Annotated in this window: 12 protein-coding genes; 5 read left to right on the top strand and 7 right to left on the bottom strand. The window is 66.7% G+C overall.

Annotated elements, in window-relative coordinates:
• The first annotated feature begins 36 nt into the window (after window positions 1-36).
• From ACEWPL_RS16950 to ACEWPL_RS16970, 5 genes are all read left to right on the top strand, one after another.
• Window positions 37-831, top strand: coding sequence for an ABC transporter permease (locus tag ACEWPL_RS16950; protein ID WP_393929608.1), 795 nt, complete (start codon window positions 37-39; stop codon window positions 829-831).
• A gap of 38 nt (window positions 832-869) precedes the next feature.
• Complete coding sequence (locus ACEWPL_RS16955; RefSeq protein ID WP_393929555.1) at window positions 870-1,904, top strand: extracellular solute-binding protein; 1,035 nt, start codon at window positions 870-872, stop codon at window positions 1,902-1,904.
• 80 nt (window positions 1,905-1,984) lie between these two features.
• Complete coding sequence (locus tag ACEWPL_RS16960) at window positions 1,985-3,340, top strand: serine hydrolase domain-containing protein (protein ID WP_393929557.1); 1,356 nt, start codon at window positions 1,985-1,987, stop codon at window positions 3,338-3,340.
• A 91-nt stretch (window positions 3,341-3,431) separates the two neighbouring features.
• Window positions 3,432-4,646 carry an exonuclease subunit SbcD gene (sbcD, locus tag ACEWPL_RS16965; protein ID WP_393929559.1) on the top strand — a complete coding sequence of 405 codons (1,215 nt, stop codon included), beginning with the start codon at window positions 3,432-3,434 and terminating at the stop codon, window positions 4,644-4,646.
• A 4-nt stretch (window positions 4,647-4,650) separates the two neighbouring features.
• Window positions 4,651-8,382 carry an AAA family ATPase gene (locus tag ACEWPL_RS16970; RefSeq protein ID WP_393929561.1) on the top strand — a complete coding sequence of 1,244 codons (3,732 nt, stop codon included), beginning with the start codon at window positions 4,651-4,653 and terminating at the stop codon, window positions 8,380-8,382.
• Here the strand turns inward: ACEWPL_RS16970 and ACEWPL_RS16975 are convergent.
• The 7 genes from ACEWPL_RS16975 to ACEWPL_RS17005 all read right to left on the bottom strand — a co-directional run bounded on the left by ACEWPL_RS16975 (window position 8,379) and on the right by ACEWPL_RS17005 (window position 16,003).
• The gene (locus ACEWPL_RS16975; protein WP_393929563.1) at window positions 8,379-9,275 is read right to left on the bottom strand and encodes a VOC family protein; all 897 of its coding nucleotides are present in this window, start codon (window positions 9,273-9,275) and stop codon (window positions 8,379-8,381) included. The genes ACEWPL_RS16970 and ACEWPL_RS16975 overlap by 4 nt on opposite strands.
• On the bottom strand, window positions 9,272-9,997 hold the full coding sequence (locus tag ACEWPL_RS16980; RefSeq protein ID WP_393929565.1) for a serine O-acetyltransferase: 726 nt from the start codon (window positions 9,995-9,997) through the stop codon (window positions 9,272-9,274). Before ACEWPL_RS16980 ends, ACEWPL_RS16975 begins: the two co-directional genes overlap by 4 nt.
• Window positions 9,998-10,062: 65 nt before the next feature.
• Complete coding sequence (locus tag ACEWPL_RS16985; RefSeq protein WP_393929567.1) at window positions 10,063-11,571, bottom strand: aldehyde dehydrogenase family protein; 1,509 nt, start codon at window positions 11,569-11,571, stop codon at window positions 10,063-10,065.
• Complete coding sequence (locus tag ACEWPL_RS16990; RefSeq protein ID WP_393929569.1) at window positions 11,564-12,442, bottom strand: NAD(P)-dependent oxidoreductase; 879 nt, start codon at window positions 12,440-12,442, stop codon at window positions 11,564-11,566. Before ACEWPL_RS16990 ends, ACEWPL_RS16985 begins: the two co-directional genes overlap by 8 nt.
• Window positions 12,439-14,136, bottom strand: a complete 1,698-nt coding sequence (locus ACEWPL_RS16995) for a dipeptide ABC transporter ATP-binding protein (RefSeq protein ID WP_393929571.1) — start codon at window positions 14,134-14,136, stop codon at window positions 12,439-12,441. Before ACEWPL_RS16995 ends, ACEWPL_RS16990 begins: the two co-directional genes overlap by 4 nt.
• Window positions 14,133-15,035, bottom strand: a complete 903-nt coding sequence (locus ACEWPL_RS17000) for an ABC transporter permease (protein ID WP_393929573.1) — start codon at window positions 15,033-15,035, stop codon at window positions 14,133-14,135. Before ACEWPL_RS17000 ends, ACEWPL_RS16995 begins: the two co-directional genes overlap by 4 nt.
• Window positions 15,035-16,003 (bottom strand): ABC transporter permease, encoded by a 969-nt coding sequence (locus ACEWPL_RS17005; RefSeq protein WP_393929576.1) that lies wholly within the window; start codon window positions 16,001-16,003, stop codon window positions 15,035-15,037. The genes ACEWPL_RS17000 and ACEWPL_RS17005 overlap by 1 nt, the downstream gene beginning before the upstream one ends.
• Window positions 16,004-16,011 lie beyond the last annotated feature (8 nt).

Genomic DNA, 16,011 nt, shown 5'->3' on the forward strand with positions numbered 1-16,011 from the left:
GCCAGCCCCGATCCGGTGGCGCCGAAAAAGCGCCGAATGAAGGATCTGCGCAAGCAGCCCGGCTTCGACACGCTGGCCTGGATCTGCCTCTTCTTTCTCTATGCGCCGATTGTCGTGCTGATCGTCTTTTCGTTCAACGACAACCGTTCGGTCGTGAAATGGACCGAGTTCAGCCTGCGCTGGTACAAGGCCGCATTCGAGAATGACGGCGTCCGCGAGGCCACGATGATTTCCCTGCAGGTGGCGCTGGTGGCCATGGTCTTTTCCACCACCTTTGCCACGATGGCGGCGCTGGCCACCACGCGCGTGCGCCCTTTCAAGGGCCAGACGCTGGCCTATGCGGTCATCAACCAGCCCCTCATGGTCCCCGAGATCGTCACCGCCGTCGCCACGCTGGCCCTTTTTGGCATCATCAAGCAGGCAACGGGCGTCAACGGCATCGGATACCTGATGCTGGCGCATACGGTGTTCTGCATTCCCTTTGCCTATATGCCCATCCGCGCGCGGCTTGAGGATATGAACCTGACTCTGGAACAGGCGGCGGCGGACCTCTACGCGACACCTTTCCAGGTCTTTCGCCGGGTCACCATGCCGCTGATGGCGCCCGGCATCGTGGCGGGGGCGATGCTGGCGTTCGTGGTGTCGCTCGACGACGTGATCATCACGCTGCTGGTGGCCGGACCGGGCGAGACGACGCTGCCGGTCTATATCCTTGGCCAGATCCGGCGCGGCATCACCCCTGAAATCAACGCTGTCTCGACGGTCCTTCTGGGGCTGTCGGTGGTGCTGGTCTCGATCTTCTTTCTGATCGGGAACAAGAAGCGGACATGAAGGTCCGCGACAAATCAACCAACCGGAGGATATCCAAAATGACGAAACCCACCAAGCACATGGCCGCGACGCTTGCCGCCGCCGTGGCCCTCGCCGGGCCCGCATGGGCCGAGGGCGAGCTGAACATCTACAACTGGGGCAACTACACCAATCCCGAGTTGATCGAGAAATTCGAGAAGGAATTCGATGTCGATGTCAGTCTAGACGCCTATGACAGCAACGAAATCATGCTGGCCAAGGTCCGCGAAGGCAATACCGGCTACGATATCGTCGTGCCCAGCGATTCCACCGCCGCCATCATGATCGAGCAGGGCCTGCTGGCCGAAGTGAAGCCCAACGAGATGGAGAATTTCTCGAACATGGATCCCAAATGGGTCGATGTCTATTGGGATCCGGGCCGCAACTACACCGTGCCGTGGCAGTGGGGCACAACCGCCTTCACCGTCGACAAGGAAGTTTATGACGGTGATATCGACACGCTGTCGCTGCTCTTCGAGCCCCCGGAAGAGTTGAAGGGCCGCATCAACATGCTCAACGACATGCCCGAGGTGATCAACGCCGCCCTGCGATATCGCGGCTATGACCGCTGCAACAGCAACACCGAGGAATTGCGCGACGTCACCGAGCTGCTCATGTCCGCCAAAGAGCATTGGCGCACGATGGACTACGCCACTATCGAAAAATTGACTTCGGGTGATGTGGACCTCAGCCAGACATGGAACGGTGCCGCCATGCGCGCCCGCGAACAGCGCCCGACACTGGCCTACGCCTATCCCGTCGAGGGCTTTACCGGCTGGATGGACAACGCGGCCGTTCTGGCCGAAGCGCCCAACATGGAAAACGCCAAGCTTTTCATGAACTTCATCATGGACCCTGAAAACGCGGCCCTGATCTCGAACTTTGCCCGCTATGCCAACGGCATTTCCGGCAGCGAGGAGTTCTTGGTCGAGGATATGAAAAGCGCGCCCGAAATCGTCATGCCGGAGGATGCGCCAGCGCCCGATTTCGTCAAGCCCTGCCCGCAGGAAGTGACGGATCTTTACAACCGCATCTGGACGAAGCTGAAGCAATAAGGCACTGCAGCGGGGGCGGGGCGCATACCGGCGCCCCGCCCTTTTTCGTGCCTGAACCTCCCAACCCCAAGGATATCCCGATGACGCCCCCCAATGCCGGCCCCCTCAAAAGCCCCGAGGCACATGCCGCCGCCCATGGGGCTCCGGCGCATCCGGCGCATCCCGCCGCCCATGCCGTGCCGGTGCATGCAGCGCCGCACAAGGCCCCGGCGCATCACGCCTCGCCCACGCATCCCGCGCCCACCGCGCGCGATCATGGCATCATGCAAGGTTTTCCGCCTGCGCCCGAGCGGATCCCCGGCCCCAGCAACTGGGACCTGCCGCCGTTCAATCGCTGGTCCTTCATGAACATGCGCAACCTTTTTCCCACCGCCGACGTGCCGCGCGGCGCGGGCCCGGTGCGCGCCCTGCCCGCCGCACAGCAGGAACTGCGCGCCATCCGCTTTCCCACCCTCGCCGGCACTCAGCAAAGCGTCGGCAGCTGGCTCGACGCCAGCTATACCGACGGCTTCATGGTGATGAGCCGTGGCCGCGTGGTGCATGAAAGCTATCACAACGACATGGGCGCCCTGACGCCGCATTTGTCGCAATCCGTGGCCAAATCGGTCGTCGGCGCGCTGGCAGGCGTGCTGCATGGCGAGGGGGCGCTGGACCTCGACGCGGCCATGCCGACGCTGGTGCCCGAACTGGCCCATTCGGGCTATGCGGACGCGACTTTGCGCCATGTGCTCGACATGCGCTCGGGCGTGCGCTTCAACGAGGATTACGGCACGCCCGGCTCGGACATGACGCGCATCGACATCGCCAGCGGCTGGCGCCCGTCCGAGGATGCCGCGCCCCCCGCCACGATCCGCGACGTGATTCTCAGCCTGCCGCAAGAGCGCGGCCATGGCGAAGCCTTCCGCTATCGCTCGATCGAGACGGATGTCGTCGCCTGGGCGCTTGAGCGGGCGGGTGGCGCGGCCCTGTCGGACCTTCTGTCCACGCATATCTGGTCGCGCATCGGGGCCGAGCGGGACGCCTATTTCACCGTCGATGGCGCGGGCACCGCGCTGGCCGATGGCGGCTTCAACGCCACAATGCGCGACTACGCGCGCTTTGGCCTGATGCTGCTGGAAGGCGGCGCATGGAACGGCAATCAGATCGTGCCCGAGGAGTGGATCCGCGCCAGCGCCAGCGGCGACCGCGCCGCCTTTGGCGAGCCCTACACCGCCACCTCGCCCAAGGGCGCCTATAGCCGCCAATGGTGGATCCACGATGCCAGCCGCGGCGATTTCATGGCGCGCGGCGTCTTTGGCCAGTTGATCTATCTGGACCCCAAAACCGAGTTCCTGGCCGTCAAGCTGTCCACTTGGCCGGATTTCCTGATCCACAGCTACACCGTCGACATGCTGCACGCCGTGACCGCCATCCGCGATGCGCTGGCCCCGGCCTGAGCTCGATGACCTGACGCGATTGCAGCCCCCCGCGCGCCCTGACAGTATGCGCCGGGCGCGCGAGCGGCGCGCGCCATCCCGGACCGGACTTATGCGCATCATCCACACTGCCGACTGGCATCTCGGGCACAGCCTCAACGGCTGGGGCCGCGAGGATGAGCATCGCCTCTATTTCCAGCGGCTTGCCGATGTGATCGAGCGCGAGGAAGCCGATGTGCTTCTGGTCGCGGGTGATGTCTTTGACAGCTCGAACCCCTCGGGCGAGGTGCAAAGGCTGCTCTATGACGCGCTGGCCGCGTTCAAGCGCCGCCGCCCCGACCTGATCACCGTCATCAGCGGCGGCAACCACGACCCGGCCCAGCGGCTGGAGGCGCCCATGCCGGTGCTGCGCGCCCTCGATGTGCATGTCGTCGCCACGGTGCAACGCCGGGAGGGGCGGATCGACATCGCGCGCCACCTTGTCCCCATAAAAGGGCCGGATGGCACCCCGGCGCTCTACATTCTCGCCATCCCGTTTCTGCGCGCCTCGGACCTGACCGGGCTGCATGCCGAGGGCGCCGATCCCGTGGTGGATGCCGCCAGCCGCTTTTACGCCGAGATCGCGGCGCAGGCTCAGGAGGTTGCAGGCGACGTGCCGATCATCGCCACCAGTCACCTCCATTGCGCCGGCGGGCTGGAGAGCGAGGGCGCTGAGCGGCGGATCCTGATCGGCGGCGCGCACGCCCTGCCTCCCAGCGTGTTTCCGGACTGCCTGATCTATGTCGCGCTGGGCCATTTGCACGGCCAGCAGACGCTCAAGGGTGGACGCGTGCGCTATTCCGGCGCATGTTTTCCGCTCTCGTCCTCCGAGATCCGCCATTCCCACGGCGTCACGCTGATCGAAATGGAGGGCGGCACCGCCACTCACCGCCATATCCCCATCGCCCGCCCCGCAGAGGTGCTGCGCATTCCGCAAAGCGGCACCATCACGATCGACGATCTGCCCGCCACGCTGGCGGACATCTCCTGCGACGCCGATCTGCCGATGGGCCTGCGCCCCATCATCTACCTCGAGATCGAGCCGACCGACGCGGCCTCTGTCCTGATGACCGAGGCCGCGCGCCTCATCTCCGAGCGGGGCCTGCGCCTTGGCGGGGCGCGGGTGCGGCGCAAAGAAGGGGCGGACGCGCCCGCGCCGCCCCCGGTCTCCAGCCTGCGCGAGACGGACCCCGAGACGCTCTTTGCGCAGGCCTATGAGGACCGCAACGGCATCCCCCCCGAGGCGCGCCATCTCAGCGCCTTCCGCGATATCCTGGCCGGGGAATAGCGCGATGGATATCCTGCAGATCCGGGGCGAGAATATCGCCAGCCTTGCCAAGCCTTTCGACATCCACCTCGACGCGCCGCCCCTTTCGGGCGCTGGCCTGTTTGCGATCACCGGCCAGACCGGATCGGGCAAATCCAGCCTGCTGGACGCCATGTGCCTCGCACTTTACGGCGATTGCCCACGCCTTGGCAGTGCGGGCGTCAACGATACCGTGCCCGATGTCAGCGGCGAGATGCTGCAATCCTCGGACGCGCGCACAATCCTGCGGCGCGGCGCCGCCCAAGGCCATGCGACCGTGCGGTTTCGCGGCCGCGACGGCGCGGAATACGAGGCCCGCTGGTCTGTGCGCCGCGCCTATGGCAAGGCATCGGCCAAGCTGCAGAACGTGGATCGCAGCATCACGCGGCTGAGCGACGGCACCGTGCTGGAGAACCAGATCCGCGCGGTGAATGACCGCATCGTGGCGCTGACGGGCCTCACGTATGACGAATTTCGCCGCTCGGTCCTTCTGGCGCAGGGCGATTTCGACAGCTTCCTCGGCGCCAAGACCGCCGAGCGTGCGGCGATCCTGGAAAAGGTCACCGGCACGGGACTTTACCGGGATATCTCGCGCCGCGTCTTTGCCGCCCATGCCAGCGCCGAGCGCGCGGTGCAGGACCTGGACATGAAGCTGGGTGAGCATAGCGTGCTCACCCCCGAGGAGACCGCCGCCGCCACCGCGCGCATTGCCGAGCTGGACAAGCTGCGCGCCGTGGCAGGCACGGCCCTTGCCGCCACGCGCCGCGACATCAAGCGCCATGAGGCGATCGAGGCCGCAACGGCCCGCTGCACACAGGCAGCGCAGACCCTCTCGCAAGCCAAGGCGCACTGGGCCAAGCGGCAGGAGGATGCCGCGCAGCTTGGGCGCCTGCGCAAGGCCGCCCAGATCCGCCCCGACCACCGCGAATTGCAGAACGCCAAGGCGGCCGAGGCCAGCGCGCGGACCGAGATCATCCGCTGCGCCGAGGCCGAAACTGCCGCAGAGGCAGCGCTGAGCGCAGCGGCGCAAGACCTTGCCACCCATCGCAAGGCTCATGACGAGGCCGAGGCGCGCTTTGCCGATCTGGGCCCCGTCTGGACCCACGCCACCACGCTGGATGCCCAGATCATCGATGCATCCCGCGAGGAAAGCGCGGCGCAAGCTGCCTATGAGGCCCGCCGCGCCAAGGCCGAGCAGGCCGAGGCGGCATGGACTAAGGCGAAGGCGGATCTGGCCGGGCTAGAGCAGGAGGCGCAGCCCCTGACCGAAGCGCTGGCCGAGGAGCCGCAGGGCGACGCGCTGGTTGCAGGCTGGCCGGTGCTGAGCGACCGGCTGGAGCGACGCATCGCCGCCTCTGCCGCCGCAGCGGAGGCAGAGGGGCGCGCGGCGCGGCTTACGCAGGAGTTGCAAGGGGCGGAGCGCCGCAAAGCCGAGATCGCAGAGGCCATCGCCAAGGCCACCGCGCAAAGCGCCAAGATCGAGAGTGCCGTGGCCGAGCGCGCACCGCGCCGCGAGGCATTGCGGGGCAGATCGCCTGCGGAGCGGCTGAACCGGCTCGCCCGCAGCGCCGCCTCGTTGCAGGTTCTTGCCGCGCTGGCCGCCCAGCACAGTGCCGAGACCGGACACGCAGAGGATCATCTGCGCGGTCAGGAAGACGCCCGCCAGAGCATCGCCCAAAGCGAGGCGGCGCTTGCAGAGGCGCGCAGCGATCAGGCCCGCGCCGAGGCGCAGATCGAGGCGCTCGAGGCGCCCGCGGGGCTGGCCGAGGCGGCCCTATCGCCCGAGGCGCGCAGCCTGCGCCTGCATCTCGAAGAGGGGCAGCCCTGCCCCGTCTGCCACGCGCTTCATCATCCCGTGCACGCGGACGGCGCGGCGCGTGCGCTGGCGGAGGATCTGCGCGCCAGGCTGGAGGCCGCCCGCGCTGCCAGCCGCGCCGCCGTCACCGCGCAGGAGGCCAGCCGCGCCCGCATCGCGCAGGCCCGTCAGGACCATGAGGCGCTGGCCCGCCGCCACGCCGAGGCTAGCGCCCTGCTCAGGCGGATCGAGGCTGACTACCGCAGCGCGCATGAGGGCGAGGCGGGCGGCCCTATCGCGGACCGCCTGCCGGCTGATCCCGCAGGCGCTATGCCTGCGCTGGATACTTTGGCCACGGTTCTGGCCGATTGGAAAATCAGCCTCGAGGCCGAACTGGCCGAGCTTGAGGCGCTGGACCGGCAGGCGCAGACGGATGAGGCGCAGCTGGCAACGCTTGGCCGCGACCTGCGCGCCCTGCGCGGCGAGGAGGCCGAAATCGACCGGCAAACCGGCCCGATGCAGCGCCAGCGGGACGCGGCGCAATCCGAGGCGGAAGCGCAAGGGGCCGCCCAGCGCGATCTGGACGCGCGCCTTGCGCAGGACTTTGGCGATCTGGGGCTGGACTGGAAGGAGTTCGATGCGGAAGGCGCCCCGCATCTGCAAGCGCTCGAAGAGCGCAAGACGGCGCATGCGCAGACCCATTCGGCGCTGCAATCCCTGACGTCACGCAGTGAGGACGCACAGCGCGCGATCGAGAAAGCTGAGGCACAGCACAAGGGCGAAGCAGAAGCCGCCGAGGCGCTGAAGGACGCATGGCAGGACCGGCGCGCCAAGGCCGAGACGCTGCGCGTCGAGCGCGCCACGCTTCTTGGCGGCGAAGAGACCGCTGCGCATCGCACCGCCTTCAACCAGCGCCGCAAGGAGCTCCAGACCACCAAGGAGGCAGCCTCCGAGGCGCATGGCACCGCCGCCGCCGCCTTTGCGTCGGCGCAGGCCGCCAGCGCTTCGGCCCGGCGGAGCGGGGATGCGGCCAGCCTGCGGGTCAGCGAGGCAGAAAAAGCGCTCAGCGCCGCGCTGGACCGCATTGGCCTGAACGAAGAGGAAGCACGCGACCTGCTGGACTGGGACGACGCGCGCATCGCGGCGCTGGAGGCTGCCATCGGCGCCGCCAAGGATGCCCTGCTGCGCTCCGAGAGGGACCAAGAGACCCGGCAGGCCGATCTGGCCGAGTTGCAAAAGGCGGGTGTGCCCGAAACGCCCCTGCCCGAGCTGACCCAGAAGCTCGGGCAGCAGGAGGCCGAGGACGACGCGCGCCGGGATGAGCGCGCCACGATCCAGCACCGGCTAGAGGCCGACCGCGAGACGCGCGCCCGTATGGCCGCGCTGGTTGCCGAGATCTCCAAGGCCAAGGCGCATCGCGACACGCTGGCCGCGGTGAACGATACCGTCGGCTCGTCCACCGGCGACCGCTTTTCAACCATTGCGCAGGAGGTCACGCTCGCCATTCTGGTCGAGCAGGCGAACCATCATCTGGCCGATATCAAGCCGCGCTACCGCCTTGCGCGCGGCCTTGGCAAGCTTTCGCTGCATGTGGTGGATGAGGATATGGCGGGCGAAATCCGCTCGACCCGCAGCCTTTCGGGGGGCGAGCGGTTTCTAGTGTCGCTGGCCCTGGCGCTGGCGCTGTCAACCGTCGGCGGCACCGGCACGATCTCTGGCACGCTCTTCATCGACGAGGGGTTCGGCACTCTGGATGCGGGCAGCCTCGACATGGCCATCGACGCGCTGGAGGCGCTGCAGGCGCAGGGCCGGATGATCGGCGTGATCAGCCACGTGCAGGCGATGCAGGACCGCATCCCGGTGCAGATCCGCATCCGCGCGCGCGGTGCGGGCGCCAGCGAGGTCATGCTGAGCGCGGATTAGGCGCGCTCGGGCGGAATGAGCTCGAAGCTGAGGAAAGTGTTGCCGGTCAGGGACGGATCGGTCAGCCGATAGGTCTGCCCGTCGCGGAGATAAGGCAGATCGCCATTCTTCAGGCACGCCTCTAGCCGCGCGGCATTCTGGTAAGTCAGGTCCAGCGCCACGATGCCCGGCTGATCGGCAGAGGCCAACTCAGGGGAAACCGGGCCGTAGCGCGCCTCGACCGCATCGCGGGCCAGAATACGGATCACGCCATTGGCGGTCCTCAGAACCGCGCCGCCATCACATTCTTGCACTGCGCCGTAGAGGCCAGAGAGCTTGGCCGCCAGCGGGGCAATATCTCCGGGGCGCGCCAGTACAGTGACGCCGGCATAGCCGCACACGGAATTCGGGTGATCCTGCCAGGCGGGGACATAAATCAGATCCGGTCGATGCTGCTGGCAGAGAAAAAACGACATGCGCGGCCATTTCCGGTCCGGCATCAGGGCCAACGTCGTTCGGGTGCGGCCCGCGCGGCCATCCGGCAGGGTGACGTCGCGCCCAAACTCGAGCTGTCCGGCCACGTCGAAGCCCGCCTTGGCCGCATAGGCGGCCTCCGACGCCGCATCGGTGCTGTGCAGCGCGGTCAGCGCGATGCCCTCCCGCCCCTGCAGATGCGCGTGGATGTGACGGCCAAAGCGGAAATCGCCCGCCGGTATCTCGTCAATCAGCGCCGCGTCATGGATCCCCATGATCTCCAAAAGGCAGCCCGAGAACATGGCAAGGCTGGTGCTGGTGCCCCAGGGATGCCTGCCCACCGGGGTCATGTTGAATCCGATCGAGATCAGACGCGCGCGCAAGGCGTCGATATCGCGCACCGCGATCAGCGGGTGGTCCAGCCCGAACGCGGCGTTCATGCCTTGCTCCGATCCAGAAACGAAACCTTGGCCGCGCCCGCCTGCCGGGCCTTGGCCCCCACGACGACGGTGCCAGGCGCGACATCCTCGATCACGATCGCGCCCGCCGCGACGTTGGCCCCTGCCCCGACCGTGATATTGCCCAGAAGGATGGCCCCCGCGCCAATCACTGCGCCATCGCCGATCACCGGGTGCCGCTGCGGCCTGCTATCGGTCAGGGTGCTGCCCAGCGTCACATTGTGCCAGATGGACACATCCTGCCCAATCACCGACGTCTCGCCCGCTACAAAGCCCAGCCCGTGATCCAGCCACAGCCCCGGCCCGATCCGCGCGGCGGGATGGATATCCGTGGCAAAGGCGCGCCCGACACGCGCCTTGAGCGCCAGCGCCAGCACCGGATCACCGTCTTGCCAGATCCGATGGGCGACGCGGTGCGCCATGACCGCATGCACGCCCCGCGCAAACAGGAGGGTGGCGGCGCGCCCGCCCGGCTCGAAGTTGCGCCGCGCCGTCTCGCAGATATCATGCTGGCTGATCTCGGCCAGATCGGGATGCGCGGCATAGATGCGCTGCACCAGATCGCCCGGCACATCGGCTACGGCCCCCAGAACCGCGCCCGCCAGATCGGCGAAACCCTCGAACCGACGGGGCGCGAAGCCGATCAGCGCAGCGGCCTCGCCCGCGCCTTCCAGCAGCGCCTCGACTTCGCGGACCAGCGTCATGGCCGTCTATTCTGCATGGGTTACCCCTCCGCTATTCAACTGCCGCAAATGGCGCGCGGCGCCGTTCAGGAAACATAGCCGAAGGCGATCTTGGGAGTCTCGCCGCTGTCGAGCCAGACGGATTTGGGGCTGGTATATTCCATCAGCGCGTCCGTCCCGCTGGAGCGGCCGAAACCCGAATTCAGCGATCCGCCAAAGGGCGACGAGACATGAATCGCCTTGTAGCTGTTGATCCAGAACGTGCCCGCGCGCACCGCGTCCGCAACACGGTGCGCCCGCCCCACATCGGAGGTCCAGACCGCCCCGGCCAACCCAAACTCGGTGTCATTGGCGATGGCGATCGCCTCGGCCTCATCTTCGAAGGGGATGGCGGTGACGACGGGGCCGAAAATCTCGCGCTGGGCTGCCTCGGCCCCATTGCCCAGACCTGCCAGCAAGGTGGGCGGCACGAAATAGCCCGTCGCGGGCGTTTTCGCGCGGCTGTGCACATTTGCGCCTTCGCGCTTCGCGGCCGCGATCATCGCGCCGATATGGGAAAACTGGCGGGCATTGCTGATCGGGCCCAGCTCGGTCGCGTCGTCCAGCGGATCGCCCAGCGCGATCCGGTTCATCCCATCGGCGATCATCTGCGTCAGCTCGACATGGACCGCGCGTTGGACCAACAGGCGCGATCCGGCCACGCAGCTTTGGCCCGCGCCCGAGAATATGGCCGCCTGCGCTCCAAGGCAGGCATGTTCCAGATTGGCGTCATCAAAGACGATATTGGCTGATTTACCGCCCAGCTCCAGCACCGCGGGCTTCAGCGCCTCAGCGGCGGCTACGGCCACGCGCCGCCCGGTTTCGGGTGAGCCGACAAAGATCACCTTGCGCACGGCGGGATGCTGAATGGCCGCCTGCCCGGTGGTCGGACCCAGCCCGCAGAGCACGTTGACAAGGCCGCGCGGCAGCCCCGCCCCTTCGGCGATGCGCACCAGCGCGACGGTGGTCAGGGGTGTCAGCTCGCTGGGTTTGATGACCACGCCATTGCCGGTGGCGATGGCCGGGGCGATCTGCCAGCCTGCGGTAAAGATGGGAGCGTTCCACGGCGTGATCTGGAAGACCACGCCCAAAGGCTCGCGCAGCGTGTAGTTCAGATGGCCGCTGGGCACCGGGATCACCTCGCCATGCAGCTTGTCGGCCCAGCCGGCATAATAGCGAAACATCTCGGCCACCTTGGCAACCTCGACGCGGCAATCGCGGATCGGCTTGCCCGCGACCAGCGCCTCAAGCTGCGCCAGCGGTGCGGCACGGTCCGAAACGGCGCGGGCGATATCCTGCATCACGTCGCCGCGCGCTGCGGCGGAAAAATCCTGCACCCAGGTTTTCTGCGCCTCCGCCGCCGCGTCGCAAGCCTCGGCAGCCAGGGCGGCGCCGCAATCGGGATAGGTGGCGAGCGTTTGCTGCGCAAAAGGATCCTCCAGCGTGATCGCATCGCCCGCGCCGCCGCGCAGCGCGCCACCGATCAGGCTTTGCACCTCCGCCCCGAGGTTCAGATCGCGCATGAGGTCGTGCAAAAGCTGTTCGCGGTCAGACATTTTCGGTGGCTCCGTATGTGTAGATTTCGTTGAAGTCGGCACTGTCGGGCAGGCTGTCGCGGCTGGCCTCCCAGATCGCGGCGATGGCGCGGGTGGCAGGCAGATCCAGATGCGCCGCGTTCGCCAGCTTGGTGGCGAGGCCGACATCCTTGCGCATCAAGCCCATGGTAAAGCCGGAATCATACGCACCGCTGAGGATCCATTTCGGGAAATTCACCTCGCTCACGCCGCTGCGGCCCGAGCCGGCATTGACCCCTTGCAGAAGGCTCTCAAGTGGGATGCCACCCGCCTCGGCCAGACGGGCCATCTCGCTGACCAGCACCAGATTGGCGGCGCAAAGCAGGTTGTTGGCGATCTTGGCGGCATGTCCCGCACCCGCAGGACCGACATGCACGGTCTTGGCGGTCAGATCCTTCAGCACCGGGCCCAGCGCCTCGATAGCCTCGGCCGGACCGCCGAGAACCATGGTCATTGTGCCCGCGCGCGCGCCGCCCGGCCCGCCGCTGACGGGACCGTCAAGGAATGTGTAGTCACCCGCCTCTACGGCCAGCGCCTTGGTCGTCTCGGGCTCGGATGTCGAGGTATCCAGAATGATCGCGCCCGGGCGCAGATGCGGGGTCAGGTCCGCCATCACCTCGCGCACGATCTCGGCGCGCGGCAGGGACAGGATGATGCGGGAGCAGTCCTGCGCCAGCGCGGAAAGGCTCTCGCAAGGTGTCCCGCCCGCCGCCGCGCCCCGCGCCCGCGCCTCGGGCAGCGTGTCGTAGCAGCGCGGGGCGTGCCCCGTCTCGACCAGCCGGGCGATCATCGCGCCGCCCATCGCGCCGCATCCCACAATGCCGATCATGCTTCGGTCTTCGTCGTCGCTCATGGTCTTTGCCTTTCCTCGTTGTGATGGCCCGTCGCGCGGGGCGCGGTCTCGAGCAGCATCCGTGTGTAATCGCTCTCGGGCGCATCAAAGAGCGCCTCGGCCGCGCGGCATTCCACGATGCGGCCGCGCTGCATCACCGCGACGCGGTCGGATACTTGCCGCACCACCGCCAGATCGTGACTGACGAAGAGCATGGTCAGGCCCAATGACCGGCGCAGTTCCATAAGGAGTGCCAGCATGTCGGCCTGGATCGACACGTCCAGCGCCGATGTCGGCTCGTCGCAGAGCAAGAACCGCGGGCGCAGTGACAGGGCGCGCGCGATGCAGATGCGCTGGCGCTGCCCGCCCGAGAATTGATGCGGAAACTTGCGGCCCGCATCACCGGGCAGGCCCACGCGTTCCAGCAGGGCGGCCACGAGGCGCGGGGTATCGCGGCGGGTGGCGAGGCCGTGGAACAGGATCGGTTCGGCCAGGATCTGATCGACGCGCATCCGGCTGTTGAGCGACGAATAAGGGTCCTGGAAAACCACCTGCACGTCGCGGCGCAACGCCTTCTTGGCCGCAGCGCTGCGGATTTCGGTCAACGACCCATGATCTCCATAGGTGACGTTTCCCGCGCTGGGTGCGATCAGGCCGGTCAGGATGCGCCCAAGTGTCGATTTGCCCGATCCGCTCTCGCCCACGAGGCCCAGAACCTCGCCGCGCTGCACCTCGATCTGCGGCACGTCGACGGCGCGGAAACTGCCGGACTTGCCCCAGAAAGTGGTTTTTTTGGTGGCGAAATCCTTGGTCAGGTGTTCGGCGCTGACATACGCGCCGTCGCCAGTCCCCTGATGCCCCTCAAGTAGCCAGTTGTCGATCTCGCCGGTCTTCCTGGCGGGGTTGCGAAACCGCTCTTCTCGGTGCTCGATCGAGGGGATGGCGGCGATCAGGTCTTGGGTATAGCGCGCGGTGGGTGCATGGATCACCTGGGCGGTCGGTCCCGTCTCGACCAGCTTGCCGTAGCGCATGACATAGACGCGGTCCGTGGTCTCGGCGATAACGCCCATGTCATGGGTGACAAGGATCACGCCCAGATCGCGCTCTCGGCAGAGGCTGCGGATGAGGTCGAGCACCTGCTTTTGCACCGACACGTCAAGCGCCGTCGTCGGCTCGTCCGCGATCAGAAGGTCCGGATCGCCTGCCATGGCCAGCGCGATCACCACGCGCTGACGCATTCCGCCCGAAAATTCATGCGGATATTGCGACATGCGCCCTGCCGCGTCGGGAATGCCGACCGCATCCAGCCGCTCGGCGGCCATGCGGCGGGCCTCGGCCAGCGGAATGCTCTGCAGCAGCGAAATCGACTCGGCCAGTTGCGCGCCGATTGTCATCAGCGGGTTCAGCGAGGTCATCGGGTCCTGAAAGATCATGCCGATGCGCCGCCCGCGCAGCCGCGCCATGGCGGCGGGGGCAAGGGTGGTCAGCTCCTCCCCGTCCAGCGTGATGCTACCGCCGGTGATGCGGCCCGGATGGGACAGAAGGCCCATGATCGCATTGCCGATGGTGGATTTACCCGCGCCGCTCTCGCCGATCAGCCCCACAATTTCGCCGCGCTTCACCTCCATATCAAAGCATTGAACGGCGGAAAAATCGCCGAAACGGTGCGGAAAGGTGATCTGAAGCCACTTGGTCTGGCACAGAAATCCGGTCATCGCAGCCTCGGGTTCAGATAGTCGCGCACCCAGTCGGCCACGAGGTTGAAGGCCACCACCATCACCAGCAGCATGACGCCCGGAAAGATCACCACCCACCAGATGCCGGAGAAGAGGTAGAGACTGCCCACCTGGATCAGCGCGCCCAGCGACGGTTCGGTCAGCGGCGTGCCGAGGCCGAGGAAGGAAAGTGTCGCCTCGGTCACGATGGCCACCGCGATCTGCAGCATGGCCATCACGAGGACCGGCCCAAGGATATTGGGCGTGATGTGGCGCAGGATGATGCGCGCCGTCGGCAGGCCGATGGCGTGGCAGGCGGTGACGTAATCCTGCCCCCGCTGCACCATGACCGAGGCGCGCACGATCCGCGCGAATTGCACCCAGCCCGCAAGCCCGATGGCGAGGATCATGATGGGCACGGCGGCACGGGCAAAGACATCGGCGGGCAGCGATGCCTTGAGGATACCGTTGAAGAGAAGCGCGATCAGTATGGGCGGAAAGGCGAACTGAATCTCGGCCACGCGCATCAGGATGGCGTCGGTGATCCCGCCGAAGTAACCCGCCAGCAGGCCGACCGTCATCCCGACCACCACCGACAGCGCCACCGCGCCCACCCCCACCAGCAGCGAAATGCGCCCGCCATAGAGCATCGCCGACAGCACGTCGCGTCCCTGCAGGTCGGTGCCCAGCAGGTAGCGCGCATCGCCGCCCGGCAGCCAGCTGGGCGGTAGGTTGTTGTCAAGGATCGAGATCGTGCCGGGATCGAAGGGCGTATGCGGCGCCACGATGGGCGCAAATGTACAGCCAAGGATCATCGCCAGAATGATGAGCGCCGAGACGACCGTCACCGGCGCGTTCAGCAGCTCGTACCAGAAATCGGACCGAATACGCTCGAACATCAGGCCGCCCCATGCCGGATGCGCGGATCGATCAGCACATAAATGGCGTCGATCACGAGGTTCGAGAGGGTGAAGACCAGCCCGACGAAGATGAGATAGGCGGCCAGAAGGGGAATATCGCTCTGCCCGATGGCATGCAGGAGCAGCGAGCCCATGCCCGGCCACTGGAACACCCGCTCGGTGATGATGGAAAACGCGAAGAGCGAGCTGAGCTGCAACCCGATGGCGGTGACCACGGGCACCATCGTGTTCTTCAGCGCGTGGCGAAAATAGATGCGCTGGCCGGGAATGCCGCGGGCGAAGGCGAAGCGGATGTAATCGGTGCGCAGCACCTCCAGCATCTCGGCCCGGATGAGGCGCAAAATCACGCCCAGCTGAAAGAGGCAGAGGACGGCGGCGGGCATGAGCGCATGGGTCAGCCCGTCCCATGTGAAAAGGCTCGACCGGATGCCCAGCCAAGTGACGGTATCACCCCGCCCGAAGGAGGGCAGCCAATTCAGCCAGACGGAAAAGACGAGGATCATCAGAATACCCAAGAGGAAGGACGGGATCGACACGCCGAACACCGACAGCGCCATGATGGTCTGCGCCAGCCCACCCTTGCGGCGGATGCCTGTATAGATGCCCGCCGGGATGGCGAGGATCAGCGACAGCACGCCTGAGAGCAGCACCAGCTCGACAGTGGCGGGCAGGCGGTCGGCGATCATTTCGCTCACGTCGCGGTTAAAGCTGTAGGAGATGCCGAAATCGCCCTGCACGGCGTTCGTGACGTAGCGGACGTATTGGATCAGGATCGGATCGTTCAGACCAAGGCTCTCGCGCAGCGCCTCTCGGTCTTCGATGGTGGTTTCCTGCCCGACCATCGCCAGCACCGGGTCGCCGACATACTGGAAGACCAGAAACCCGACAAGCGCGACGCACAGCATGACGATCGTGGCCTGTAGGATGCGGGCCAGCAGGAAATACATATCAAAAG

Source organism: Roseovarius roseus (assembly GCF_043355935.2).
Taxonomy (GTDB): domain Bacteria; phylum Pseudomonadota; class Alphaproteobacteria; order Rhodobacterales; family Rhodobacteraceae; genus Roseovarius; species Roseovarius roseus.

Coding starts and splice junctions, on each gene's coding strand:
- ACEWPL_RS16950 (WP_393929608.1), top strand. CDS start 37: ATGAAGGATCTGCGCAAGCAGCCCGGCTTCGACACGCTGGCCTGGATC.
- ACEWPL_RS16955 (WP_393929555.1), top strand. CDS start 870: ATGACGAAACCCACCAAGCACATGGCCGCGACGCTTGCCGCCGCCGTG.
- ACEWPL_RS16960 (WP_393929557.1), top strand. CDS start 1,985: ATGACGCCCCCCAATGCCGGCCCCCTCAAAAGCCCCGAGGCACATGCC.
- sbcD (WP_393929559.1), top strand. CDS start 3,432: ATGCGCATCATCCACACTGCCGACTGGCATCTCGGGCACAGCCTCAAC.
- ACEWPL_RS16970 (WP_393929561.1), top strand. CDS start 4,651: ATGGATATCCTGCAGATCCGGGGCGAGAATATCGCCAGCCTTGCCAAG.
- ACEWPL_RS16975 (WP_393929563.1), bottom strand. CDS start 9,275: ATGAACGCCGCGTTCGGGCTGGACCACCCGCTGATCGCGGTGCGCGAT.
- ACEWPL_RS16980 (WP_393929565.1), bottom strand. CDS start 9,997: ATGACGCTGGTCCGCGAAGTCGAGGCGCTGCTGGAAGGCGCGGGCGAG.
- ACEWPL_RS16985 (WP_393929567.1), bottom strand. CDS start 11,571: ATGTCTGACCGCGAACAGCTTTTGCACGACCTCATGCGCGATCTGAAC.
- ACEWPL_RS16990 (WP_393929569.1), bottom strand. CDS start 12,442: ATGAGCGACGACGAAGACCGAAGCATGATCGGCATTGTGGGATGCGGC.
- ACEWPL_RS16995 (WP_393929571.1), bottom strand. CDS start 14,136: ATGACCGGATTTCTGTGCCAGACCAAGTGGCTTCAGATCACCTTTCCG.
- ACEWPL_RS17000 (WP_393929573.1), bottom strand. CDS start 15,035: ATGTTCGAGCGTATTCGGTCCGATTTCTGGTACGAGCTGCTGAACGCG.
- ACEWPL_RS17005 (WP_393929576.1), bottom strand. CDS start 16,003: ATGTATTTCCTGCTGGCCCGCATCCTACAGGCCACGATCGTCATGCTG.